Raw genomic sequence first — 24,670 nt, 5'->3', positions numbered from 1 at the left:
AAATTCAAGACTTGGGTGCTACAAAAGAAGTGGGATGAATGTAGTGAATTTTATACTAAATCCAAAGTTACTTGAAACAAAAATAAAGGACGGAGCATATTTGCTCAATCCTTTACAATACTATCTAAGAAGTGTTGGAATATAAGATGTAGAGCCGTATACGAGACCCGTACGTACGGGTCAACGAGAGGAAAGTAATACTGGCTATTATTTCTCTACTCTATTCTCTAGGAGCGTGTCCAGCAAGCTGGCCACTTGCAAGTCGGTGTAAGTCCGACTCACGAAACCGCTAAGGGGCGTGATAGATATATGACCATGTATGGTTGAGAAGCGATGTATGAAGCGTCATGAAAATGGACCCAAGTGGTTCTATCAAAGGTACAGACCGTAACATAAAGTGAATCCTGCAGCACTGATATAAAACCTCGAGAGAGGACAAAGAGACTGATGAGCTAATTCCTTGATAGCGAAATCCATGGAAGCCAAAGTAGAACTTGGAGCCTTTGGTGAAGAAGTTGGATTGTCAACACTTATTTACACAATTAAATGGAAAAATTGAAGCACAAATCATAGACGTTAATCATAATCAGGTATATACTTTCTATAAGGAAGAAAAAAATCAACGCATGATTTTTCTTTATAATTTTAGTAAGAACAATCAATATGTAAGCAATAAGATACTCAGAAACAAGGGGTTTATGGGTATATGACGGATCAATTGACGGGTAAGGAGGTATCCTTTGAGGGAAAAGAACTGCAACTTTATCCTTATGAATGTCTTTGGTTAAAGAAAACTAAACCACAAGACGCCTAGGAGGTTAAACATGAGAGAATTTGAAAAGCCCACGATATTTGTAAGTAGATGTATCGAACACAAGGCTTGTCGTTATGACGGAAGCATTATAGGAAGTGCTTTTATAAAGAAGATCAAACCATATGTCAATATTATTACAGAATGTCCGGAAGTTGCCATTGGTCTAAGTGTACCAAGACAGGCAATAAGAATTATTATGGAAAATGATGTAGAGAAATTGGTCTATTCCATGACGGGTGAGGATGTATCAGAGGATATGACAACTTTTTCTGCTAATTTCTTAACCGAACTTAAGAAGAAAAAAATTCATGGTGCAGTATTAAAAAGTAGGTCACCTTCTTGTGGCATCAAGGATGTTAAGATGTACAAAGGAACTGGGCGTGTGAGCTCTTTGACAAAAAAAACAAAAGGATTTTTTGGAAAAGCTTTTTTAGAGCATTTTCCTGAGTTGGCGGTTGAAGATGAAGGACGTATTAGCAACTATCAGATTAGAGAGCATTTTTTGACTAGAATCTATACAATGGCAGCTTTTGACAAAGTTAAGGCAAGTCAAAGTATGAAGGCGTTGGTCAAATTTCAAAGTGATAATAAGTATCTTTTGATGGCCTATCACCAAGCTAATCAAAAGATACTAGGCAAGATTGTGGCCAATCATGAACATAAACCGGTAGAAGAAGTTATAGAAGCTTTTGAAGAAGTACTCCGAAGATCTTTTGTAAATCCAATGCGACAGGGGCGCAATATGAATATGCTTTTACATTTGTTTGGTTATTTTTCTAAAGAACTAAATAAAGATGAAAAAGCTTTTTTCCTTGATCGTATGGAAGACTACCAAAATCACAAAATTCCATACTCAGTTCCATTATCTATTATTCATTCATGGGCTATTCGTTTCAATAACTTATACTTAAAAGACCAAACAATTTTTGAAGCATATCCTAAAGCTCTCATTGATGTGAATGATTCAGGTAAAGGCGTTGATAAGTGATGATGGCTGATGATGTAAGGACACGGTTCTATTTTCTCAGAAGATATTTTGTATATTAATAAAGTTATTATTAATTAAATATAATAAAATAAGGGAAAAATTAGTTTTGTTCTTTTTGTAATCTATGAAATTTGTTTTTATTATGATATAATAGAATGTGTTAAATGGTTAACAATATATAAATTGACAAAAAGAGGAGTTAGTTAAATGAAAAAAATATTTGCTTTAATACTAGTACTTGTAATGGCAACATCCGTTTTTGCAGGTTGTGCAAAAGAAACACCGGTAGTTGAAGAAGTGACAGAAGAAGTGACAGAAGAAGAAACAGAAGAAGTGACAGAAGAAGTGACAGAAGAAGTGACAGAAGAAGAAGTTGACGCAGTTAGTACAGCATCAATCGTTACAGAAGGTGATGCATTAGTAGCAGCACTTGGCGCTGATGGTTTCTGGCTTGCAGCAACTTTGAATGACATCGTGTTAGAAGAAGATCTTGTTGTTGAAGGCGAATTTATACACAGAGAAGAAATCGCTAGAAAACTTGGTCTATATACTCAAGATGCTGATCGTAACATCCTTGAAAGATTTACTTTGACAGCACCAAGCTTAATTGTAAGAAGTGAAAACTTCAGATTACAAGGTGGAACTTTTGTTGGTGATGTATATGTTGAAGCTGACGGATTCCATTTGGTAGATAATACAATCGAGGGTAACTTATACTTCGCAAGCCAAGAATATATGGATTCAAGTGTTGAAGATGAGACTGGTACAGTTACTGGTGTTATTGAAGTAAAGTAGTTTGAATACATGAATTAAAAAAAGAAATCATAAAGTAATAAGCAAAAACTGCCGTTTAGACCATTTTCGGCAGTTTTTATTATTTGAATTAAAAGTAGAGTTTTAACAAGATTGCTTTTATCCTATGGAAAAGTTATAATATATTGGTAATTGAAGCTATAGATAATAGACCTAGTTTAAGGAGAAAATGGGATGAATGGTTTTATGATAAGAGAAAGTGCCCTTAAGGATAATTACTACTACATCGATTATAATGGTGAATATGAATTGTCAAAATTAAGTTCTTGCACCGGTATAGGTGAAAAGGTAATTGAACATATATATATGGAATATGATGGGGTATTTGATTCTGATAAAGGCGTTTTTTATTTTAATAAGAGAGGCAATGCAGCCGATGCAGTGGAGGATTTAAACAGCAGAGTAATTCGGTCTAAAACATCAAGAACGGTTGAGCTTACAGAGGAAGAAATCGAGTACATTCGTAAAGCATTGATTAATGAAGATTCAAATATTATTTTTACAAAGAATGCAATGCGCACTTCCATATTCAATAAATTGAATAAATAGTCACAATATGAAAGATGCCCATCTAACACTTGCAATTATGCTTGTTTCGTAGTAGAATTTATTTATTGTGGTGTTGTGCTGTTTTGTTGCAACATTGGCATAATAACGTATCAGAATTCAATTATGATTCTGATCAAATCAAGATCGTTAATATCGATATAATTCGATATTTTCTGAAGAAAAGGGGCATAAAATGAAAAAGATAGTTAGTATAATGATGTTGTTTGTAATGGTATTGGTTGTAGCAGGATGTGCTAAAGAAGCATCAGCAGATGTGTTGACAATAGCGGTTGATGATTCTTACCCACCAATGGAGTTTAGAAATCAAGATAATGAGTTGGTTGGTTTTGACATTGACTTTGCCAAAGCTTTAGCAGCTGAAATGGGTATTGAGGTTGAATTTATTCCAACGGCTTGGGAAGGTATTTTCTCGGGATTGAATTCAGATAAGTATGATGTCATTATATCATCGGTTAGTATCACGCCAGATCGTCTTGAGGGATTTGAATTCTCAAAACCTTATTTGTCAAACGGTCAAGTTATTGTTGTAGCGCCTGGTGATGAATCTGTTCAAACACCGGCAGATCTTGAAGGTAAGAATGTTGGCGTTCAACTTGGTACAACAGCGGATATCGCCGTTGAAAAGCAACTGGAAATAACAGCTTTTGAGATTACAAAATATGATGATATCACACAAACATTTGCTGATATGAAAACAGGTCGTTTAGATGCCATTGTTGTTGATTATGCTGTAGCCATTGATTATGTATCAAAGAATTCAGAAGACTATGTGATTACAACAGCTCAATTGACCAATGAACCTATTGGTGTTTGTATAAAAAAAGGAAACACAGCATTAAAAGAATCAATTGATGCAGCTTTAGTTACCCTTCAAGAAAATGGCACAATGATTAAGATATCAGAAGAATGGTTAGGTGGCGATTACGTTTCTAACATAGATGAAGAATTACGTTAGATTTTTGAAAACTCGCTTTTCATAAGCGGGTTTTTCTTTTATCTTTGACGAAAATGTAACCCAAGATATATAATAGACTAAATAATAATGATGGATTTTGATTTATCATAAGTGAGGACGTGATGTAATGGCAGTGACACAGAAACAGCTATTAGCGATTTTTGAGGGCGCTTTTATAACCCTTCAGTTGACAATAATTGCAATAATTATCGGCTTGATATTCGGGCTGTTTTTTGCATTAGCGCGTATTTCTAAAAACAAAGTATTAAACACAATAAGTTGGACTTATATATGGGTATTTAGAGGAACGCCATTGTTGTTACAGATATTGGTCATTTACTTTACCTTACCAAGCATTGGTATCAGTTTGAATGCTTTTATGTCGGGTATTATTGCCCTTAGTTTGAACTCCGCAGCTTACTTAGCTGAAATCATCAGAGCAGCTATTTTATCCATAGACAAAGGACAAATGGAAGCGTCTAAAGCACTTGGATTCAGTTATTATCAAGCCATGTTTAAGATTATCATTCCCCAATCCTATAGGCGTCTTATACCGCCAGTAGGTAATGAAGCTATTATGCTTTTGAAAGACTCGTCGCTTGTCTCTACCATGGGCATTACAGAGTTGCTTAGAACGTCTAGAATTATGGTGAATTCCAATGGTGACTCAATTTATTATGCAATAGCAGCAGTAATTTATTTATTCTTTACCACCATCTTTACCTTGATTTTCCAAAAACTTGAAGCTAAGTACTCAGTATACGAATAGGAGGGATTATATTATGATGATTGAATATAAGAATATATATAAGTCATTTGGATCCCTTGAAGTCTTAAAAGGTATCGATTTGAATGTAGAGAAAAGTGAAGTATTATGTATTATTGGACCTAGTGGATCAGGTAAGAGTACGCTATTAAGATGTCTAAATCATTTGGAACGTATTACTTCGGGGGAAATCTATGTAGAGGGTGATCTGATAGACGCCAATGATAATGGTCATAATCAGTTAAAATTGCCTCAACATAAGATGGCAGAAATATGCTCTGAACTGGGTATGGTTTTTCAAAGGTTTAACTTATTTCCACATATGACAGTACTTGAAAATGTTATTATCGGTCCTATGACTGTAAAAAAAGAAACAAAAGAAGCTATTGTACCTTATGCAGAAGAACTTCTTGAACTGGTAGGACTTAGTGACAAAAGAGATGAATATCCGTCTAGACTCTCAGGAGGTCAACAACAAAGGGTTGCCATAGCAAGAGCGCTTGCTATGAAACCAAAAATAATGCTTTTTGATGAACCGACGTCGGCACTTGATCCGGAATTGGTGGGCGAAGTGCTTGAAGTTATGAAAAAACTGGCAAAAGACGGCATGACCATGATTGTTGTAACGCATGAAATGGCTTTTGCCAGAGAAGTAGGCACGCGGGTTGTTTTTATGGATGAAGGTGTTATTGTCGAACAAGGCGATCCTAAAGAATTTTTTGATCAACCGAAGACAGACAGAGCAAGAGCTTTCCTAAGAAAAATAGTATAGAGTTATTGTAGCTATTCAGGCATATAACGCCTTTTTGGAGGACTTATGATTAAATTAATGGCAGACTCAACCTGTGATCTATCTGATGCAATATTGAAAAAGTATAATATCAGCATGGCACCATTAAGTATCTTAATAGAAGATCAAAGTTATAAAGATCGGGTTGATATTCAACCAGGTACGTTATATAACATTCTAGGGACTTTGAAAAATCTACCAACAACAGGTATGCCTAGTCCGACGGAATATATTGATATTATTGAAGCTTCGATTGATCAGGGATATACAGAAATATTATGTATATGTATGTCTAGTGGCACCAGTGGCTCTTATCAATCTGCACTTTTGGCATTGGAGTACTTCGAAGAAAAATACGGAGAGACACCTTATAAGATGCATGTTGTTGATTCGAAGTGCATGAGCCATGGTAGTGGCTATTTACTATTGAAAAGTGCATTATTAAGAGCGCAAGGGGCTACATTTGATGAGTTGGTTGATTTTAATGAGACTTATAAGACGAATGTGAAGCACTTGTTATCGGTGGATGATCTGGATAATCTAATTAAAAGTGGTCGCTTAACCAATGTGAGCGCTATGATTGGGAAGGTTCTGAAGGTGAAACCGATTATGTCCATGCGTAATGGTAAAGGTGCCATTGTTGCCAAGGTTAGAGGGCGTAAAAAAGTTTTTGCCCATTATGTTGAGTCTTTTATTAATAGAGTGGACTTGGAATTAACAGATTTTGTTATTATTGGTTATACTTCCGATCTAACGGTTGCAGAGAATATGAAACTTAAGTTAGAAAATGAGACAGATTTTACTGGTGATATTTATATTATGCAAATGGGTGTTTCAGTAGGTACGCATGTAGGGCTAGGTGCTTTGTCGATGTATTTTTTTGAAAAAGGTGACAGGCATGATGGGCTGGTTTACAATGAGATGAGTGCTCTTATTGATAAGAAGAATGAGATGATGAAGCTTATTAGGAGTTTGAAGGATAAAAATTAAAAAACAGTTTATTATAGTTTTATGGATATATTAGACCTCTAAGTGGATTATAAAGCTTAGGGGTTTTTTGTTTTTTATACAGGGGCCATGAAAACCCTACCACATTCTGTATGATTACGGTCGATGCTGGCTTACAAAGGTATTAGTGGCTTCCTTTATCTTCTAATTAATTAGTGTAGTGTTACTTATATAGATTAAGAAGTAATCGCTGTTTGTTGAGATTTTTTTAAGATGGGTATCACCAAGGTGGCGACATAGGCAGCGATGGCGATGAGAATGAAGTCTTTGATCATATATGGGAGCATCATGATGGAAATATCAATGAAGGACATGACTTTGGTTAAGTAGAGGTTGTAGATCATATAGAAATAAAGGTTGCCAACGAAGTAAGCGGATAATAGGCCAAGAGTGGATATAGAAAATATTGGGAGGAATCGAATGCTTTTTTGTTTTGAGGTTAAATTGCTTATTAACCATGCTGCAAGGGCAAATCCGATGATGTAGCCAAATGTGGGTTTTAGGATATAACCAATGCCGCCACCGCCTGTAAATACGGGTAAACCGGCTAATCCGAGGAGAATATAGATGATTTGGGACATGAGTGCATTTTTTGAACCGAGTAATAAGCCGGCAAATACACAGAAAAAAAGTTGGAAGCTTATAGGAACTAAGGGGAAAAATGGGTTTGGTATTTTAACGAGTGCGCCAACTACCATTAGAGATGTGAATAGAGATGTAAGTATTAAGTCGTGTGTAGTAAGTTTCATAAAGTCCTCCTTCTTGGGTTAAGATGTCATAGCTATTATAAAATTAAAGAATCATATTGTCAACCGATATTAAGGAATGGTTAACAATAGGGGCGTATATGCAAATATTTTTCACGAAATATACGAAAAAAATAGGGGGTATAGTCGTTAATATTGAAAAAAATAAAGTAGTTGTATATAATTCCAAGATATTGTATACTCATAACATATGAAAAATGGAGGATACTTATTATGGAACAATTAGAAAAAAAATATGGTTTATTGACCGCTATTGCGATGGTGGTAGGTGTCGTTATTGGTTCAGGCGTTTTCTTTAAAGCAGATGATGTATTGACACTAACGGATGGTAATATTATATTGGCACTTTTAGCTTGGGCGGTAGGTGCTTTTTCTATGATTTTTGGTGCATTGGTTTTTGCGGAGTTCGCACAAAGAATAGAAAAATCTAATGGTATTGTAGATTACTCTGAAGTCGCCTATGGTAAGAAGTTCGGATACCTTGTTGGCTGGTTTAAAGGTGTTTTATATTTCTCTCCTTTATCAGCGATATTGGCGTGGGTTGCAGCGTTATATACCATGATCCTACTTGGAAGTGATAACCCAACGAATGCATTAGGTACTTGGATTTTGGCAGTTATGTATATGTTGTTGACGTATTTAATGAACTATTTTGCACCTATTATTGCTGGTCGATTTCAAGTTACAACAACAGTCATTAAGTTGATTCCTCTAAGTCTTGTCGCTATTGGTGGTATGATCAGCGGCTTACTCAACGGTGTTACAATGACTAATTTTACTGAGGCGATGAGCAGTGTTGGTAGCAGCAGTGGAACATTGGCATCAGCCGTTGTTGCCACAGCTTTTGCTTATGAAGGTTGGACTGTAGCAATCACTATTAATGGAGAAATCAAAGATTCTAAGAAAAATTTACCAAAAGCATTAACCCTAGGTGCTTTAATTGTTTTCTTGGTCTATGTTTTTTATTTTTTAGGTATTGCAGGCGTGCTTACAACACCAGAAATCATATCAGAGGGTGATAATGCGGTTAATATTGTAACCAATCAACTTTTTGGTAGCACAGCATCTGTTATATTAACGGGATTTGTCATCATATCCTGTCTAGGTACGCTCAATGGTCTGGTCATGTCTTGCATTAGAGTGCCACATTCATTGGCGATTCGAAACCAAGGGCCGGCACCAAAAATAATCAGCAAAATAAATAAAAAAACCAATATGCCAATAAATTCCGCAATATTAGCAGGCTCATTATCTTTTGGGTATCTATTGTTATGGTTTTTTAGTTTAAATGAAACCTTTGGTGTATACATAGCTCTAGATGAGATTCCTATTGTATTGGTCTATGGTTTATATGTATTCTTATATATGTGGTATATAAAAAATTATAAAGACCTTAACTTTTTCAGTCGATATATTAAACCGATTTTTGCAACGATTGGTTCTCTGATTATACTCTATGGGGGCATAACTAACCCAAGTATTGGCATGTACTTAATTGTATCAGTTATTGTTATTCTGATTGGACTGTTATTTTATAGAAAAGAAGCTTCAGTAGAATAAAAGCTTCATGGGAGTAGAATGAAGATGGAAGTGTATAATATTTTTGCTCAGTATAAGGGATTATCCAGATCTGCTTATGTTATTTTTTTTGCAAGGATTATCACAAATATGGGCGCCTTCATATGGCCTTTAATGACTTTGATTCTAGTCAATAAGATGGGGTATACGGAATCCCAGACAGCTTTGGTTGCAATTGTCATAGGTGTTATTTATCTACCTGCGACCATATGGGGTGGTCGTTTGGCAGATCGTTTTAATAGGAAGCATCTCATCGTATTTCTAGATACTTTAAGTGTTATTTTTTTCATTAGTTGTGCTTTTGTTGAACCAGGCTTTGATATGTTGATACGCTTCTCTTTGGCAGGTTTATTTGCAAATATGGAAAATCCTGCTTTTGAAGCATTAATTTCAGATGTGACAAAGCCGGCGGAACGGGAAAAAGTTTTTTCATTGTCCTATTTAGGACATAATTTAGGTTTTGTCTTCGGAGCAGCGATTGGTGGTATGTTATTTGAAAACTATTTGAGTTTAGCCTTTGTTATTGACGGTCTTACGACTTTTTTATCTACAATCCTGATAGTTATTTTTGTGGTTGCTATTAAGCAAGATACTTTAACTAAGGAGGAAATTAATGAATACGAGTCCCATGAGTTAGATACGAAACGGACTTTTTTAATTCTTAAAGAAAGAAAATCTATATGGATTCAGATTGTCACTTTTTTTCTAATCGCCGTTATTTATGATCAATGGACGTTTACATTGCCAATCTATCTTAATCGGCTTTTTCTTAGTGATGGTGCCAGGTATTTTGGTTATTTGGCGAGCTTTAATGGTGGACTGGTTATTATTTTCACACCTATAATCACGAATTTACTTAGAAAAAGTCATGAAATGCCGAAGATGATGATTGGTGTTACTTTGTATGCACTGAGTTTTCTGGTTATTATTAATGAACCACAATATTATATTTTCTTTATTATGATTTTCATGTTTACCATAGGTGAGATTGTTAATATGTTGGGATCATCACCATTTATCAGCAGAAGGGTGCCGGCTTCGCATAGGGGGCGCGTCAATAGTCTCGTTCACGTAGGGTTCTTCCTAGGGTCTGTAGCGGGTAAAGGTGTTATGGGTTTGATTATTCAGTATACTGGTTTCAACATTGCCTTTTTCACCATAACCATAATAGGATTTGCGACGGTAGGACTCATTCTTGTTAATTATAAAATCGACAAAAAGTTATTTCCCAGCTTGTATAAGCCTAAACTTACAGATATAAGTGTATGAAAATAAGAAGCCCCCCCAATACATTTTGGAGTATTGGGGGATCTTCTTATTTTTTATAGTTCTTGATACCAATAATGTACATACCTGCAATATCAACCTTGACATTTTTTTTGATTGGCAATTCTTTAAAGACTTTTTCATCACACATAAGTGTCGAAATTTTAGGACCTATTTTAGCTTTTACTAAAGGCATTTTACGTAGCTTAAGATAAGCCGGTACCTGATCTTGCACAATCTTTGGTAGGTTGGAGTCTTTTATGCGCATTTTTTTCTTATCAATAACGAGAATTGTTACGGTCATTTTTTGTTGATCAATCATAGCTTGCTGGCCATCAGCTTTCTTTTGCATTTTCTTTCCTACAAAGTATAGGATAGCTAAAACAACGGCTACGACAGTGAGAACAATTAATAAGATTTGCCACCATTCCATGGGTAATACCTCCTGAACACTCAATTCTTATGATGTTTTAGGATCCCCTTATTTCGGAGATAACTATATCCATTTTATCATGTAACTTTGAAAATGCAAGGCAATAATCTTTAAAATAGGTTTTTATAATGTACAATCGCCAAATACCTGGTATTTGGCCTTAATCTGGTCACCGATGATTGTAGCACAATGCTTTCTTGAAGCTTCATCCAAAGTGTCTAAATCTATAGGTTGGAAAAAATGGACATATACTTTTGCAGGCTTAACATTAAAACCGTTATTCTCTAAAACAACATCTGTACCTTTTATGGCAACCGGAACGACTTTGACACCGGATTTTAGAGCTAATTTAAAGCTACCTTGTTTGAAAGGTAGGAACTCATCTTGCCGACTTCTGGTGCCTTGTGGGTATATAGCTAGATTATCCCCGGATTTTAGGTTATCGATACCTTTTAATATAGTTTTGACGGCAGACCGGTTATCTTTTCGATCTAAAAATAGACATCCAAGCATGTCCATCCACTGTTTGAGAATGGGAACTTTTGCCATTTCTTTTTTACTTACAAAGGAGAGGGGCCTGTTGGCATAAAGGGCCAGTGTAGGTGTATCCAAAAGTCCACGATGGTTGGATACAAATAGATAATGATCTTTTGGATCTAGGTTGTCCATACCGGTTGCAACAAAATGAACGCCAGCTAGAGTCATAAGCCCCCAAGCCAAATAGCGGGTATAGTAACCGGCTATGGTTCTTGCCATTTTCCGATTGAATTTTTCGACAAAAATGCCTAAAAATAAAAAAGGCAAGGATAGGGTGAAAGAAAGGAAAAAAAACAGTAGTATAAGAATGCGTCTCATAGAATCACCTTTCATAGTAGATTGATCAAAGACCTTGCATTATTATACCACCATCATAGACTATTTGACAAATCAGTTTGACTTATCTGCCATATAAGGTTGTTATAGCTTTAAGTCGACCACTAAGATCATGATTCAACATATCTTCAGTATAGCGCCACTGCCAGTTGCCGCCGGCTATGCCGGGAACATTCATCCTTGCGGACGAATCTAAGTTCATAACGTCCTGTAGAGGTACGATGGCCATAACGGATACAGAACCAAAACAAGCCCGAATCATATCCCACACAATATGGGAAGCATCCGTATTTAAGTAACGACGTATCTTGTCCTTGCTAGCTTCAGGTATGGTTTGATACCAACCAAGGGTGGTATCGTTATCGTGGGTGCCTGTATAACAGACAGAACTGGGTACAAAGTGATGGGGTAAGAAGCCATTTTCTTCAACGGTCTCAAAGCCAAACTGCAGAATTTTCATACCAGGTAAATTAAAAGTATCTCGTAAATCTTCTACTTCCCTAGTGATGACACCTAAGTCTTCAGCTATAATAGGTAAATCATGACCAAGTGCTTCCTGAAAGGCGTAAAATAAATCTTTGAATGGGCCTTTACGCCATTCTCCGGATATAGCATTCGGTGCATCAAAAGGTACTGCCCAATAAGCTTCAAAGCCTCTAAAGTGATCAATTCTAAGTATATCAACTAGGGCCAAGGTATATCGAACTTTTTCTACCCACCAAGCATAGTTAGTTGATTTGTGCATTTCCCAGTTATATAGTGGGTTACCCCAAAGCTGTCCGGTTTCACTGAAGTAGTCAGGTGGTACGCCAGCAACAGAAGTTGGATATCCTTTTTCATCTAAATAGAAGAGTTCTTTATTTGCCCAAACATCTGCACTGTCAAAAGCAACAAAGATTGGTGTATCACCTATAATTTCAATGTTTTTTTCATTAGCATAGGCTTTTAGTGCAAACCATTGATCGAAAAAAATAAACTGAAGGAATTTATAATACTTAATAGATTTGGTCAACTTTCTGGTCCATGAGTTTTTGTCAGCTTCGGTTGGAAAAGCAATGGAAGCATCCCACTTTGTCCAAACCACACCTTCGTGATAATCTTTGGAAGCCATAAAAAGTGCATAATCACTAAGCCAAGCTTTTTGTTTTGTACAGAAGCCTTTAAAGGTCTTATGAAGTGTATCGTCTTCTGACGCTTCGAATTTATCAAAAGCTTTTTTTAGCAAGTTGTTTTTATACATAATAACCGGTCCAAAGTCGACTTTGTTTGGATCCCATGGTTTGATATCATCAATATCTGTTTTATCCAACAAACCCATCTCATATAAGCAGTCAGGGCTTATAATTAAAGGTTGTCCGGCAAATGAAGAGAAAGATTGATAAGGTGAGTCACCATAACCGGTTGGTCCGATAGGCAGTACTTGCCAAAGTTTTTGTCCTGAATTTTCTAAAAAATCAATAAACGCATAAGCGCTTTTTCCTAAGTCACCAATACCATAAGGACCGGGGAAAGAAGTGGGATGTGCAATAATACCGGATTTTCTTGGATTTTTCTCCATGATGTTTACGGGTTCTGTGCCCATAGGTTAATCCTCCTATTAATCATAGTGGTTAAGGGTAGTCGTGTCATTGCGTACAAAAAGTTACAATTATATAGGTAAACCGTTTGCACAACTAACCACATTTTATTATAAGCACAATAATTTTGCAAATAATAACGAATAACTATTGTACAGTTACTTATTATTATTATTATACACGATATCGTGAAAAATGGAAGCAAAAAACTACCTAAAAATCCATGATGTCTATGGTTACAATTGCCAAAGGAAAGTGCCTATTTTAAATAAGTTAATCGATTGAATTTATTTCTAAAAAATCATTTTTAAATTCATTTCAATCATAAAAGAACATGAAAAAAGCTATCAAGAAGAGGATTCTCTTGAAGCCTTAATCATATTATACTTGAGGGCAAAAAGTTCTTCTGACAGGTCAACATAAACGATTTGAGGGTTAATCAAACGTCTGGATTCATCCCACAATGTAGCGAGTTCGGTTTGACAATAAGCTCTGATTTCAAAGACGGTAGGGCTTTTATAAATACAGCTACCATTAATGAAAATAGGAACCAATAGTTCTCTTATGGTATAAGAGTTAGGCTTTAGAGTGGAATTTTTCCATGTACTTATAGGATCAAAAATAATAAGAGGATGACGTTCATCATAATGCTCATGAATAAGTGTTATGAGATCCGCCTTAATTTTTCCGGTCTCTTTATCATAGATCCTGAGCACTTTTTTATTACCTGGATCCGTTAATTTGTCATTGTTATCAGAGAGTTTTATTTTTGGAATAATTTGGTCTCCTGTTATTTGTGCAGATAGTTTGTAAACACCTCCAAATGCAGGACAATCACTGGAGGTGATGAGATTGGTGCCCACGCCCCATAAGGTAATTTTAGCACCTTGTAGCTTCAAATCTCGGATAAGATACTCATCAAGGTCACTTGAAGCACTAATAATTGCATTTTCGTGACCGGCTTGATCAAGCATCACCCTTGCTTTTTTTGATAGGTAGGCTAAGTCGCCACTATCCAAACGTATACCGTATCGTTCGGGCAATGCATCTTGATCACGCAATTCATTAAAAACAGTAATGGCGTTTGGTAAGCCGGATTTTAAGGTATCATAAGTATCCACTAGAAGAAAACAATCGTGTTTATATTGGTTTACATATAATCTAAAAGCCTCTATTTCGCTGTCGAAGTTCATGACCCAACTATGGGCCAAAGTTCCTTTTACAGGTATGTCAAACATTTTTCCTGCAAGAACATTTGAAGTGGCATCACAACCCCCTATAACAGCAGCTCTGGCGCCATAGATACCAGCATCCGGACCTTGTGCACGCCTTAAACCGAACTCAATGACTTTATCATTACCGGCGGCCCAGTTTATGCGCACCGATTTTGTAGCAATTAGGCTCTGGTGGTTGATAATATTTAAGAGGGCAGTTTCAATGAGCTGAGCTTCACAAATGGGTGCTATAACTTTTAGTATAGGTTCGTTCGGAAAGATAATCGTTCCTTCCAAAACGGCATAAATATCTCCGGTAAATTTGAAATTACGTAAATAATCGAGGAAAGGTGCCTCGAAAACATCTAGAGAATCTAAATAACGAATAGATTCTTCTGAAAAAGAGAGATTATTAATATAGTCAATAACTTGCTCAAGGCCGGCTGCAATAGAAAAACTACTTCCACTAGGATTGCTTCTATAAAATAAATCGAAAATAGATTTTTCACCAGAACGCTCTTGAAAAAAGTAGCCTTGCATCATTGTAAGTTGGTAAAAATCTGTGAGTAGGGATAAATCTTGTTGGGGCATCATCAAACCTCTTTCTACATTCGAAGCGAACTTCGTAACGTTATATAGTTTTAATACTTTAATCATTATATTTAGCTATTAATTCTATTTTATATCAAAAAATTAAAAACCACAATGGAAGTTGTAAAAGTATCAAACTCAGTAAGATTGTAATGAGATATAAATAGGTCTAAAGACGTAGCTATTGAATATATAAAAGTCTATGATATAATAGAAAAGTATGTAATGTGTGAACTTGGATGAAAATGCAATCCATTCAAGTACAGGAGGGTTTAGTCGTGTTAATTTTGAAACGATTTATTAAACGTGCTTATAAAAGATTAGTCGTACTATCTCTATTATTGCTCATTGGTATGACCTTACCAATTTCTGCTAACGAGACAGCGGGCAATAAGGCAATCAATATATTGGTACTGCATACCTACTATCAGGGCACGAGTAGCAATGATACTTTGAATCGTCAAATTGAGGCGGCCATAGAGGACTATTCAATGGATGATGTTCAACTGTATGTGGAATACCTAGATGATAGTAGGTTTGATATTATTAACTATGATGTAGCCTTTATAAATTATTTAAAGGCAAAATACAATACTAAATCAATAGACGGAATATTGTCTATTAACAAAGGTGCGAGTGATTTTGTTGAAAATTATCATGAAGATTTTTTCGAGGGTTTGCCGATCGTATACATTGGTTTAGGGTCAGAAGCATATGCCTATAATGCTTCTGATAGAATATCGGGAATCTCCCGAGAAATCCCGTGGGCATCCTTGATACTATCTGCAAAAAAATTGAATCCGGATCTAAAAAAAATAAATATATATACCAAACCTGAATTGGTTTCTGAAAAAACCTTATTAGAATTAAAGGACTATGGTGAAGAAAGTAATTTGTTGTTCAAGATTTTTTCTGAAAATCGAGGACATGAGTATGTCAATGATCTCTTAGACATGAATCCGGATGAGGCGGCTATTCTGGTTTCAGACATGGATGACATATCCGGTTATGTATTTACATTAGAGGATATTTTTGAATCTATTGATTTAAATGGTAATGGTTCTGTCTACACAATCTATGAATCATATGTAGGAAAAGGCGCTGTAGGGGCTATTACGATAGAACAGAATCAATATATAGTTAAATCAATAGGAATGCTAATGGAACTAATAAAAGGTAATTATGTAGACTTATCATTATATCAGGAACTTAAACCAATTGAGATTTACGATTACAATAAGATTAAAAAAAACAATTTAGAATACAACAATCTGTCGGAAAATGTTCGGTTTATCAACCGACCAACAGTTTTAGAGATCATTCAAAACAATCCATTAGAATTCATTATACTTGCATTAGTTATTATGATGGTCGTATTAACGTATGCACTAACGAATCTGTTACTTAGACTTAAAGCTGAGAAAGATCGTAAGTTGGCTAGAAAAGATCTACAGGCAAGCTATATGGAACTTGAAGCAACACATCAGCAATTACTGGCCAGCGAAAGTGAAGTCACAAGGAAGTATGTAGAGCTTCAAGAGAAAGAAGAAGAATTACGAAAAAGCAGGGAACGGTATAGGCTGGCAGCAAAAGGCTCAGAATTTGGAATATGGGATTATGATTTTGAGACGAGAAAGATGTATTTTTCCAATCAGGCAAAAGACATCTTTGGATTGTCCGCTGATCAAAACTCATTTGCTTCTTCAGAAATATTTAGTTGTTTACCGACAAATGAAGCCATAAAATTATATAAAAAAATCAAAAAACATCTGAATATTGAAGATAATAATGTTATTGAGTATGAAGCAATTATTGAAACAGAAAAGGGTAAAAAGGAATGGATTTCTATAAGAGGCAAGGCACAGTATGACAATCAAGGGAAACCCCTTAGGTTGGCGGGTTCATTAACTAATATTACAAAAGAAAAGGAAACGGAAATCAAAATCAAGAATTTGGCCTTTACAGATGAGCTTACCAACCTTCCGAATAAAACATATTATAATCAACTTGTCAGCGAAAAGTACCAGGATAAAAACAGTAAGTTGGCCATGTACTTCATTGATATTGACAACTTCAAGACGATTAATGATTTCTATGGCTACAAAATGGGGGACCGAGTTCTTAAGAAGGTGGCATCTATAATTCGTCAAGAGGTGGATAATAGATTTGAAGTGATTCGCTATGGTAGTGATGAATTTATTGTCTTGTTAAAAGACTTCCTCGCTATCGAGGAAGTAGAAGCACAGGCACAAAAGCTACTAAAAACATTCCAAAATAAATTCGTCATTGAGGACACGATTTTTTCTGTAACCTTAAGCTTGGGAATTGCCACAATTTTATACGAAACGGTTGATTTTGATCTATTGCTCAAGCAAGCCGATTTATCCTTGCATGAAGCTAAGAGCAAAGGCAAAAACCAGTATCATCATTATACAAAAAAGCTAATGGAAAAAATGGAACAGCAATTATGGTTTGAAAAAGAACTGAAAATAGCGACGTTGAACAATCAATTTAAGCTCTATTATCAACCAAAATATGATTTAAAAGAAGAAATAATAGTCGGATACGAGGCTTTAATTAGGTGGATGCATCCTGAAAAAGGCATTATACCACCCAATGATTTCATACCATTATCAGAAGAAAACGGACTTATAATTGCAATCGGTAAATGGGTCATCTTTGAAGCAATCTCTCAATTAAACGAATGGCATTTAAAGGGGCATTCACATTTAACCATGTCCATCAATCTTTCAGCCAAACAATTTGTAGATGTTAATCTTATAGAAACGATTCAAGATGCCATCAAAGGAAAAGTCATAAGACCTAAGCATATTGAATTTGAGATTACAGAGACTACAGCACTGCAAGATTTAGGTTATGCTACGAACATGCTGAAAGATTTGAGAGGTCAGGGGTATAAGATTTCTTTAGATGATTTTGGAACTGGTTACTCATCTTTGAACTATTTAGATGAATTGCCCATTGATATTCTTAAGATTGATAAAGCCTTTATATCGGACAGTATGCGTAGTAAGAGTAAGCAACAAGTGATTAAAACCATTATTCAACTTGCTCATGTTAACAAGATGGATGTGGTTGCAGAAGGGGTTGAGTCATATGAGGAAATGGAACTTTTAAGAACAGAAAAATGCGACATGATTCAAGGTTACTTTATATCAAAACCAATACCACCAAATGAAGCCATAGAATTAATGAACAAGTACTTTGAAATTATCAAGTGGTAACCATGAAAAAACTTTACAATTAAGGGATGTATGTTATAATAATTTATTGAGGATACCCTAACTGAGCCCTGTCTAATTGGGGCTTTGTTATTTACTCAACTATTTCACTTGTAGGATTTCTTAGTGATGGTAATTCACAAGCTTAAGATGAAAGGTCAACTTTTTATTTGTGTGGATAGGACTAGAATACCAGCAAAGAATTTTGGAATTATTATGGAAGGGTTGAGTTGTTTGTGAGCTATCCTATTATGAATTATAATTTGTATGATATGTGAAAAAGATAGATACTATAGGAGGTAGACAACGTGTACAAAAAGGTTTCGACGGATTTGAATTTCGTCCAAAGAGAGAAGCAAATATTAGAATACTGGAATAAAAACAGTATTTTTGAGAAAAGTATTGAGCTTAGAAAAGATGGGCCAACGTATACCTTTTACGATGGGCCTCCAACGGCCAATGGTAAACCACATATTGGTCATGTTTTAACAAGGGTTATTAAGGATATGATTCCAAGATACAGAACCATGAAGGGCTACAAGGTGCTTAGGAAAGCAGGATGGGATACGCATGGTCTTCCGGTTGAACTTGAAGTTGAAAAGGCACTGGGCATCGATGGAAAAGACCAGATTGAGGCCTATGGTCTTGAGCCATTTATTAAGGAGTGCCGCCATAGTGTATGGAAATATAAGAACATGTGGGAAGATTTTAGCGGCACCGTTGGTTTTTGGGCAGATATGGAAAACCCATATGTAACTTATGAGAATGATTATATAGAATCTGTATGGTGGTCACTTAAACAAATTTGGGAGAAAGATCTACTATATAAAGGCCATAAGATTGTACCCTATTGCCCTAGATGCGGAACGCCCTTATCCAGTCACGAAGTTGCACAAGGCTATAAAGATATTAAAGATGAATCAGTGATTGCTAAGTTCAAAATCGTTGATGAATCTAATGCCTATTTCCTTGCATGGACAACCACACCATGGACGTTACCTTCTAATGTAGCTTTGTGTGTGAACCCTCAAGAGACTTATGTTAAGGTAGAACAAGATGATTTTATTTATTATTTGGCAGAAGCCTTAGTAGAGAAGGTCTTAGGTGAAAATCATAAAATACTGAAAACCATGTTAGGCAAGGAATTGGAGTTTGTTCACTACGAACCTCTTTTTGATTTTGAAAAACCATCGGATCAAGCCTACTATGTTACCTGTGCTAAGTTTGTAACCTTGTCTGATGGTACCGGAATCGTGCATATTGCACCGGCTTTTGGCGAAGACGATGCTCAAGTTGGTAAAAAATACAATTTGCCCTTCGTCCAATTGGTTGACAGTAAGGGTGAATTTGTTGAACAAGTAACACCTTGGAAAGGACGCTTTGTAAAAGAATGTGATGCCGATATTATTCAATATCTAGATGATTCCGGCAAGCTATATAAAGCTCTTGAATATGAGCATTCATACCCACATTGTTGGCGATGTGACACACCTCTTATTTATTACGCTAAAGATTCATGGTTTATCGAGATGACCAAGGTTAAAGAGCAATTATTATCTAACAATGCCAAAATCAACTGGTTACCAGAAGCAATAGGTAAGAAGCGATTTGGAGATTGGCTGGAGAATGTCATGGACTGGGGTCTTAGTCGTGACCGTTATTGGGGAACCCCATTGAATATATGGGAGTGTGCTTGTGGCCATAGACTTGCTATTGGTAGCATTGCGGAGTTGAAGTCATTAAGTGATAACTGTCCTGATGATATTGAACTTCATAGACCATTTATAGACAAAGTACTGATTAACTGTCCTATTTGTGAGAAAAAAATGAAGCGTGTTGAACCGGTTATTGACTGTTGGTATGACTCGGGAGCTATGCCTTTTGCACAATGGCATTATCCTTTTGAAAACAAAGAAATATTTGACGATAATTTTCCGGCTGATTTTATCAGTGAGGCAGTGGATCAAACTAGAGGATGGTTCTACTCATTACTCGCTATATCTACTTTGCTTTTTGATAAGCCAGCTTATAAAAATGTAATTGTACTTGGCCATGTTCAAGATGAAAACGGTCAAAAAATGTCTAAATCCAAAGGCAATGCTATTGATCCTTTTGATGCTTTGGAGACTTATGGTGCAGATGCGATTCGATGGTATTTTTATAATAACAGCGCGCCATGGTTGCCGAACAGATTTAACGGGACTTCGGTAGTTGAAGGACAGCGAAAATTCATGGGTACCCTTTGGAATACCTACGCATTTTATGTTTTATACGCGAATATAGACAAATTTAACCCTAATGATCATGTTTTGGATTATGAAGCTTTATCATTAATGGATAAATGGTTGTTTTCCAAGTTGAATACGTTGATTTATGAGGTGGATACGAACTTAGAAAACTACAAGATATTTGAAAGCTCTAGAGCTTTAGCAGCTTTTGTAGATGATTTGAGCAATTGGTATGTTAGAAGATCAAGAGAGCGTTTTTGGGTCAAAGACATGCCACAAGATAAAATAAATGCTTATATGACCTTATATACAACACTTAAGACGCTTGCTGAGCTCTCAGCGCCTTTTGTACCTTTTATGGCAGAAGATATCTACCAGAATCTGGTAGTAGGTCTTAATCCAAATGCGGCGGAAAGTATTCATTATTGTGACTTTCCGGTCTCTAATAAAGCATGGATTGTGCCTGAAGTTGAAGCTCAGATGGATTTGGTTCTTCGTGTTGTGGTATCCGGTCGTGCCTGTAGAAATTCGGCGGTAATTAAGAATCGTCAACCTTTGGCTACTATGTATATTAAGTCAGAAGGTGACGTGAAGTTGGATCCGGCTTATTTAGATATTATTAAAGAAGAGCTTAATGTTAAAGAAGTAATTATGCGAGACGATGTCAGTGATTTTACGACATACTTGTTTAAACCTCAGCTAAGAACGGTAGGCCCCAAATATGGTAAACAACTGGGCGGCATCAAGACTTATTTATCAGAAGTAGACGGTAATGAAGCGATGAGCAGATTAAAGAATACCGGCGCTTTAAGTTTTGAAGTCAATGGAGATTCGGTTGTTTTATTAGAAGAGGATTTATTAATTGAACCAACGAAACAAGAAGGATTTGAATCGGTAACAGATAGTAATGTAACCGTTGTTATTGATACTAAGTTAACCGAGGCATTACTTGAAGAGGGTTTTGTCAGAGAGATTATAAGTAAGATTCAAACCATGCGAAAAGAAGCTGATTTTGATGTAACGGATCAAATCGACGTTTTTTATGCTAACAGTGAAAAAGCAGCTCAAGTTATAAAAGGCAATGTGGATTTGATTTCTAGTGAGACATTGGCGTTATCTGTTCTTGAAGGCTCTGATGCTTCAGGCTATTTTAAGAATTGGAATATTAATGGTACGTCTGTTGATTTGACAGTGGTGAGAAGAACGTAGCATTTTTATAAACAAGAAGTTGGTTTCATAGGTGTCAAACAGGTCTCTAAGCTAATAAAAGCTTAGAGGCTTTTTTGTTCCTTTCATTTATGTCATTGCTGAAAAAAGTTGCTGAATATATCAAATATTAGTATAACAATAGAGCAAATTAAAATACAAAAAAATACATTATCATAAGATTTAATGAGTTAATATTTAGTAAAATATTTTACCGATAAATATATTGCTTTAGTGAATTCTCTCTAGAGGCTCTGTTTTAAAGTATTTGATTAAAAAAATGCTATTTGAGTATGCAGTAAAAAAATTAACGAAGTGTAAGCGCTTGCATGAAAATGATGAAGTGTGCTATCATTAGGAAGTATAAGTCTTATGGAAAATGTAAACGCTTACAAATTCATTTTATTAAATGGAGGGTATATGAACAGGTTAAATGTAAATAAAACAGTATTTAAAGAAGCCATATTAGAAAATATTAAAAATCAATTCAGAAAAACCATCGATCAGGCATCCAATCAGGAGGTCTTCCAAGCTGTTGCTTATACGGTAAGAGATATTATAATAGATCAATGGATTGAAACACACAAGACTTATGAGCAAGTGGATGCTAAAACGGTTTATTATCTGTCCATGGAGTTTTTGATGGGTAGGGCACTTGGTAATAATATGATTAATTTATGTGTCAATAAGATTGTCAAAGAAGTTCTTGATGAATTAGGTGTTGACCTAAATGTCATCGAAGATGAAGAACCGGATGCGGGTCTTGGCAACGGTGGTCTTGGGCGTTTGGCAGCTTGCTTCTTAGATTCTTTAGCTACGCTTGAGTATCCGGCCTATGGATGTGGTATTAGATATAGATACGGTATCTTTGAACAACGTATTATTGATGGCTACCAGGTTGAAAAGCCGGATGAGTGGTTGAAGAACGGCAATCCTTTTGAAGTGAGAAGACCGGAATATGGTGTTGAAGTTAAGTTTGGTGGTAACGTTCGTGTGGAACGACGGGACGATGGAACGGAGTATTATATTCACGAGAACTATCAGTCGGTTAATGCCATTCCCTATGACGTGCCTATAGTTGGTTATAATAACAACACCGTCAATACGCTAAGATTATGGGATGCAGAGGCGATTCAAAGCTTTGACTTAGAGTCCTTTGACCGTGGAGATTACCATAAAGCGGTTGAACAACAGAATTTGGCAAAATCAATTGTTGAAGTGCTTTACCCTAACGATAATCATTATCAAGGTAAGGAGTTAAGGCTTAAGCAGCAATACTTCTTTATTTCAGGTACGATACAACAAGTCGTTCGTAAATTTAAGCAAAAGCATAATGATATTCGTGAGCTACCGGATAAAGTTATTTTCCACATCAATGACACCCATCCATCTCTGGCTATACCTGAATTAATGAGGGTACTTATGGATGTTGAAGGTCTTGCTTGGGGTGAAGCGTGGGCAATTTCATCAAGAACCTGTGCTTATACCAACCATACGATTATGTCGGAGGCCCTAGAAAAATGGCCAATTGAGTTATTTAGCAGACTGTTACCAAGAATTTATCAAATAGTTGAGGAAATCAACAGAAGATTTGTTGTAAGTCTGGTTGACAAGTACGGTCAGGATAATGAGCGTATTCGAAGAATGGCGATAATCGCAAATGGTCAAATAAGAATGGCTTGGATGGCTATTGTAGGCGCATTTTCAGTTAATGGTGTTGCAAGACTACATACTGAAATCTTGAAAAATGAAGAACTTAAGGAATTTTACGAACTTTATCCTAATAAGTTTAACAATAAAACCAATGGAATTACTCAAAGAAGATTCTTACTTCATGCTAATCCTAAGTTGGCAGAGTGGATTACAAGAAAAATCGGGGATGAATGGACAACAGACCTTACCCATCTGAAGCACTTAGAAGCGTTTGTGGATGATGAAAAAGCACAAAAAGAATTTATGCACATCAAATATGAAAACAAGGTTCGACTGGCAGAGTATGTGAAGAAGCACAATGGTATAGAGATTGATCCAAGGTCCATCTTTGATATTCAAGTAAAGCGTCTTCATGAGTACAAACGTCAATTAATGGATATACTTCATGTTATGCATCTTTATAATGAGTTAAGGGAAAACCCTAATCGTAATATGATACCTAGAACATTTATTTTTGGAGCAAAAGCAGCGCCAGGTTACGAACGGGCTAAGTTGATTATCAAGCTCATCAATAATGTGGCTAATGTCATTAACAATGATATTAATATACATAACAAGATTAAAGTGGTTTTTATTGAGAATTATCGTGTCTCTAATGCGGAGATTATTTTTGCAGCAGCAGACGTGAGTGAACAGATTTCAACCGCCAGCAAAGAGGCTTCAGGAACAGGTAACATGAAGTTCATGTTAAATGGTGCGGTTACACTTGGAACTATGGATGGTGCAAACATAGAGATTGTTGAGGAAGCAGGCAAAGAAAATGCTTTCATTTTTGGTATGACCTCTGACGAAGTTATACAGCTTCAGCATGAACGTACTTATGATCCGTGGGACTTGTATAATACCAATCAAGTGATTAGAAAAGTCGTTACACAGTTGATCAATGGATTTTACGCACCTGAGAATCCGGACCTATTTAGAATGATTTATGATTCTCTATTAAATGGTGGTGGTGAACCGGCAGACCAATACTTTATTTTGAAAGATTTTGAGGCGTATATTGAAGCACAAAAAAGTGTAGATATAGCGTATAGGAATCAAGGTAAATGGGCAAAAATGGTCATGATGAATACAGCCAATGCAGGTAAGTTCTCATCAGACAGAACAATCGAGGAATATGCAACAGAGATTTGGCATCTGAAAAACACACCAGTTGACCTTTCAAAAGCTCAATAATTTAGGGACTGCTAATGCAGTCCCTTTGAAATAATTAAGAAATGTCAGGTTATAAATAGTGTTAAAGGGTCAAAACTAAGTTTCACTAAATTCGCCTACCAT

Annotated in this window: 18 protein-coding genes; 13 read left to right on the top strand and 5 right to left on the bottom strand. The window is 35.9% G+C overall.

Annotation, left to right across the window (positions count from 1 at the left end; translation table 11 throughout):
• Positions 1-506 precede the first annotated feature (506 nt).
• The 8 genes from AC6F8J_RS13560 to AC6F8J_RS13525 all read left to right on the top strand — a co-directional run bounded on the left by AC6F8J_RS13560 (position 507) and on the right by AC6F8J_RS13525 (position 6,686).
• Entirely contained in the window at positions 507-710 is a 204-nt protein-coding gene (locus tag AC6F8J_RS13560) for a hypothetical protein (protein ID WP_500724058.1), read from the top strand.
• Positions 711-824: 114 nt separating this feature from the next.
• The gene (locus AC6F8J_RS13555; RefSeq protein ID WP_500724056.1) at positions 825-1,802 is read left to right on the top strand and encodes a DUF1722 domain-containing protein; all 978 of its coding nucleotides are present in this window, start codon (positions 825-827) and stop codon (positions 1,800-1,802) included.
• A gap of 207 nt (positions 1,803-2,009) precedes the next feature.
• Complete coding sequence (locus AC6F8J_RS13550; protein ID WP_500724054.1) at positions 2,010-2,597, top strand: hypothetical protein; 588 nt, start codon at positions 2,010-2,012, stop codon at positions 2,595-2,597.
• Positions 2,598-2,789: 192 nt separating this feature from the next.
• Positions 2,790-3,164, top strand: a complete 375-nt coding sequence (locus tag AC6F8J_RS13545) for a hypothetical protein (protein ID WP_500724052.1) — start codon at positions 2,790-2,792, stop codon at positions 3,162-3,164.
• Positions 3,165-3,357: 193 nt separating this feature from the next.
• Positions 3,358-4,140, top strand: a complete 783-nt coding sequence (locus AC6F8J_RS13540) for a transporter substrate-binding domain-containing protein (RefSeq protein WP_500724050.1) — start codon at positions 3,358-3,360, stop codon at positions 4,138-4,140.
• 127 nt (positions 4,141-4,267) lie between these two features.
• Complete coding sequence (locus tag AC6F8J_RS13535; protein ID WP_500724048.1) at positions 4,268-4,909, top strand: ABC transporter permease subunit; 642 nt, start codon at positions 4,268-4,270, stop codon at positions 4,907-4,909.
• Between the two features lie 16 nt (positions 4,910-4,925).
• Positions 4,926-5,678, top strand: a complete 753-nt coding sequence (locus AC6F8J_RS13530) for an ATP-binding cassette domain-containing protein (protein ID WP_500724060.1) — start codon at positions 4,926-4,928, stop codon at positions 5,676-5,678.
• A 45-nt stretch (positions 5,679-5,723) separates the two neighbouring features.
• Positions 5,724-6,686 carry a DegV family protein gene (locus AC6F8J_RS13525; RefSeq protein ID WP_500724046.1) on the top strand — a complete coding sequence of 321 codons (963 nt, stop codon included), beginning with the start codon at positions 5,724-5,726 and terminating at the stop codon, positions 6,684-6,686.
• Positions 6,687-6,880: 194 nt separating this feature from the next.
• On the opposite strand, the gene AC6F8J_RS13520 is transcribed toward AC6F8J_RS13525, so the two are convergent.
• Positions 6,881-7,453, bottom strand: coding sequence for a biotin transporter BioY (locus tag AC6F8J_RS13520; RefSeq protein WP_500724044.1), 573 nt, complete (start codon positions 7,451-7,453; stop codon positions 6,881-6,883).
• A gap of 231 nt (positions 7,454-7,684) precedes the next feature.
• Here AC6F8J_RS13520 and AC6F8J_RS13515 point away from each other — a divergent pair, with 231 nt between their 5' ends.
• Both AC6F8J_RS13515 and AC6F8J_RS13510 read left to right on the top strand, forming a co-directional pair.
• Positions 7,685-9,031: an amino acid permease gene (locus AC6F8J_RS13515; RefSeq protein ID WP_500724042.1), complete on the top strand. Its 1,347-nt coding sequence runs from the start codon at positions 7,685-7,687 to the stop codon at positions 9,029-9,031.
• An 18-nt stretch (positions 9,032-9,049) separates the two neighbouring features.
• Positions 9,050-10,318, top strand: a complete 1,269-nt coding sequence (locus tag AC6F8J_RS13510; RefSeq protein ID WP_500724041.1) for an MFS transporter — start codon at positions 9,050-9,052, stop codon at positions 10,316-10,318.
• A gap of 46 nt (positions 10,319-10,364) precedes the next feature.
• Here AC6F8J_RS13510 and AC6F8J_RS13505 read toward each other — a convergent pair whose 3' ends face one another.
• From AC6F8J_RS13505 to AC6F8J_RS13490, 4 genes are all read right to left on the bottom strand, one after another.
• Complete coding sequence (locus AC6F8J_RS13505; RefSeq protein ID WP_500724039.1) at positions 10,365-10,748, bottom strand: hypothetical protein; 384 nt, start codon at positions 10,746-10,748, stop codon at positions 10,365-10,367.
• A gap of 123 nt (positions 10,749-10,871) precedes the next feature.
• Positions 10,872-11,504, bottom strand: a complete 633-nt coding sequence (locus AC6F8J_RS13500) for a 1-acylglycerol-3-phosphate O-acyltransferase (RefSeq protein ID WP_500724037.1) — start codon at positions 11,502-11,504, stop codon at positions 10,872-10,874.
• A 181-nt stretch (positions 11,505-11,685) separates the two neighbouring features.
• Positions 11,686-13,203, bottom strand: a complete 1,518-nt coding sequence (gene malQ / locus AC6F8J_RS13495) for a 4-alpha-glucanotransferase (protein WP_500724035.1) — start codon at positions 13,201-13,203, stop codon at positions 11,686-11,688.
• Between the two features lie 342 nt (positions 13,204-13,545).
• Positions 13,546-15,003 (bottom strand): nicotinate phosphoribosyltransferase, encoded by a 1,458-nt coding sequence (locus tag AC6F8J_RS13490; RefSeq protein WP_500724033.1) that lies wholly within the window; start codon positions 15,001-15,003, stop codon positions 13,546-13,548.
• 278 nt (positions 15,004-15,281) lie between these two features.
• On the opposite strand from AC6F8J_RS13490, the gene AC6F8J_RS13485 reads away from it, so the two are divergent.
• From AC6F8J_RS13485 to AC6F8J_RS13475, 3 genes are all read left to right on the top strand, one after another.
• Positions 15,282-18,248: an EAL domain-containing protein gene (locus AC6F8J_RS13485; protein WP_500724031.1), complete on the top strand. Its 2,967-nt coding sequence runs from the start codon at positions 15,282-15,284 to the stop codon at positions 18,246-18,248.
• A 305-nt stretch (positions 18,249-18,553) separates the two neighbouring features.
• Entirely contained in the window at positions 18,554-21,682 is a 3,129-nt protein-coding gene (gene ileS, locus AC6F8J_RS13480; RefSeq protein WP_500724029.1) for an isoleucine--tRNA ligase, read from the top strand.
• A gap of 417 nt (positions 21,683-22,099) precedes the next feature.
• Positions 22,100-24,568, top strand: a complete 2,469-nt coding sequence (locus AC6F8J_RS13475; RefSeq protein ID WP_500724027.1) for a glycogen/starch/alpha-glucan family phosphorylase — start codon at positions 22,100-22,102, stop codon at positions 24,566-24,568.
• Positions 24,569-24,670: the final 102 nt, after the last annotated feature.

Source organism: Petrocella sp. (genome assembly GCF_059865615.1).
The sequence above is the reverse complement of the archived record's forward strand: the minus strand, read 5'-3'. Positions and strand labels throughout refer to the sequence as shown.

Bases quoted from the DNA above. Each gene is read 5' to 3' on its own strand.
- AC6F8J_RS13490 (WP_500724033.1), bottom strand. From the start codon at position 15,003: ATGCCCCAACAAGATTTATCCCTACTCACAGATTTTTACCAACTTACA.
- AC6F8J_RS13515 (WP_500724042.1), top strand. From the start codon at position 7,685: ATGGAACAATTAGAAAAAAAATATGGTTTATTGACCGCTATTGCGATG.
- AC6F8J_RS13525 (WP_500724046.1), top strand. From the start codon at position 5,724: ATGATTAAATTAATGGCAGACTCAACCTGTGATCTATCTGATGCAATA.
- AC6F8J_RS13505 (WP_500724039.1), bottom strand. From the start codon at position 10,748: ATGGAATGGTGGCAAATCTTATTAATTGTTCTCACTGTCGTAGCCGTT.
- AC6F8J_RS13555 (WP_500724056.1), top strand. From the start codon at position 825: ATGAGAGAATTTGAAAAGCCCACGATATTTGTAAGTAGATGTATCGAA.
- AC6F8J_RS13535 (WP_500724048.1), top strand. From the start codon at position 4,268: ATGGCAGTGACACAGAAACAGCTATTAGCGATTTTTGAGGGCGCTTTT.
- AC6F8J_RS13530 (WP_500724060.1), top strand. From the start codon at position 4,926: ATGATTGAATATAAGAATATATATAAGTCATTTGGATCCCTTGAAGTC.
- AC6F8J_RS13500 (WP_500724037.1), bottom strand. From the start codon at position 11,504: ATGGCAAGAACCATAGCCGGTTACTATACCCGCTATTTGGCTTGGGGG.
- malQ (WP_500724035.1), bottom strand. From the start codon at position 13,203: ATGGGCACAGAACCCGTAAACATCATGGAGAAAAATCCAAGAAAATCC.
- AC6F8J_RS13545 (WP_500724052.1), top strand. From the start codon at position 2,790: ATGAATGGTTTTATGATAAGAGAAAGTGCCCTTAAGGATAATTACTAC.
- AC6F8J_RS13550 (WP_500724054.1), top strand. From the start codon at position 2,010: ATGAAAAAAATATTTGCTTTAATACTAGTACTTGTAATGGCAACATCC.
- AC6F8J_RS13520 (WP_500724044.1), bottom strand. From the start codon at position 7,453: ATGAAACTTACTACACACGACTTAATACTTACATCTCTATTCACATCT.
- AC6F8J_RS13475 (WP_500724027.1), top strand. From the start codon at position 22,100: ATGAACAGGTTAAATGTAAATAAAACAGTATTTAAAGAAGCCATATTA.
- AC6F8J_RS13510 (WP_500724041.1), top strand. From the start codon at position 9,050: ATGAAGATGGAAGTGTATAATATTTTTGCTCAGTATAAGGGATTATCC.
- AC6F8J_RS13540 (WP_500724050.1), top strand. From the start codon at position 3,358: ATGAAAAAGATAGTTAGTATAATGATGTTGTTTGTAATGGTATTGGTT.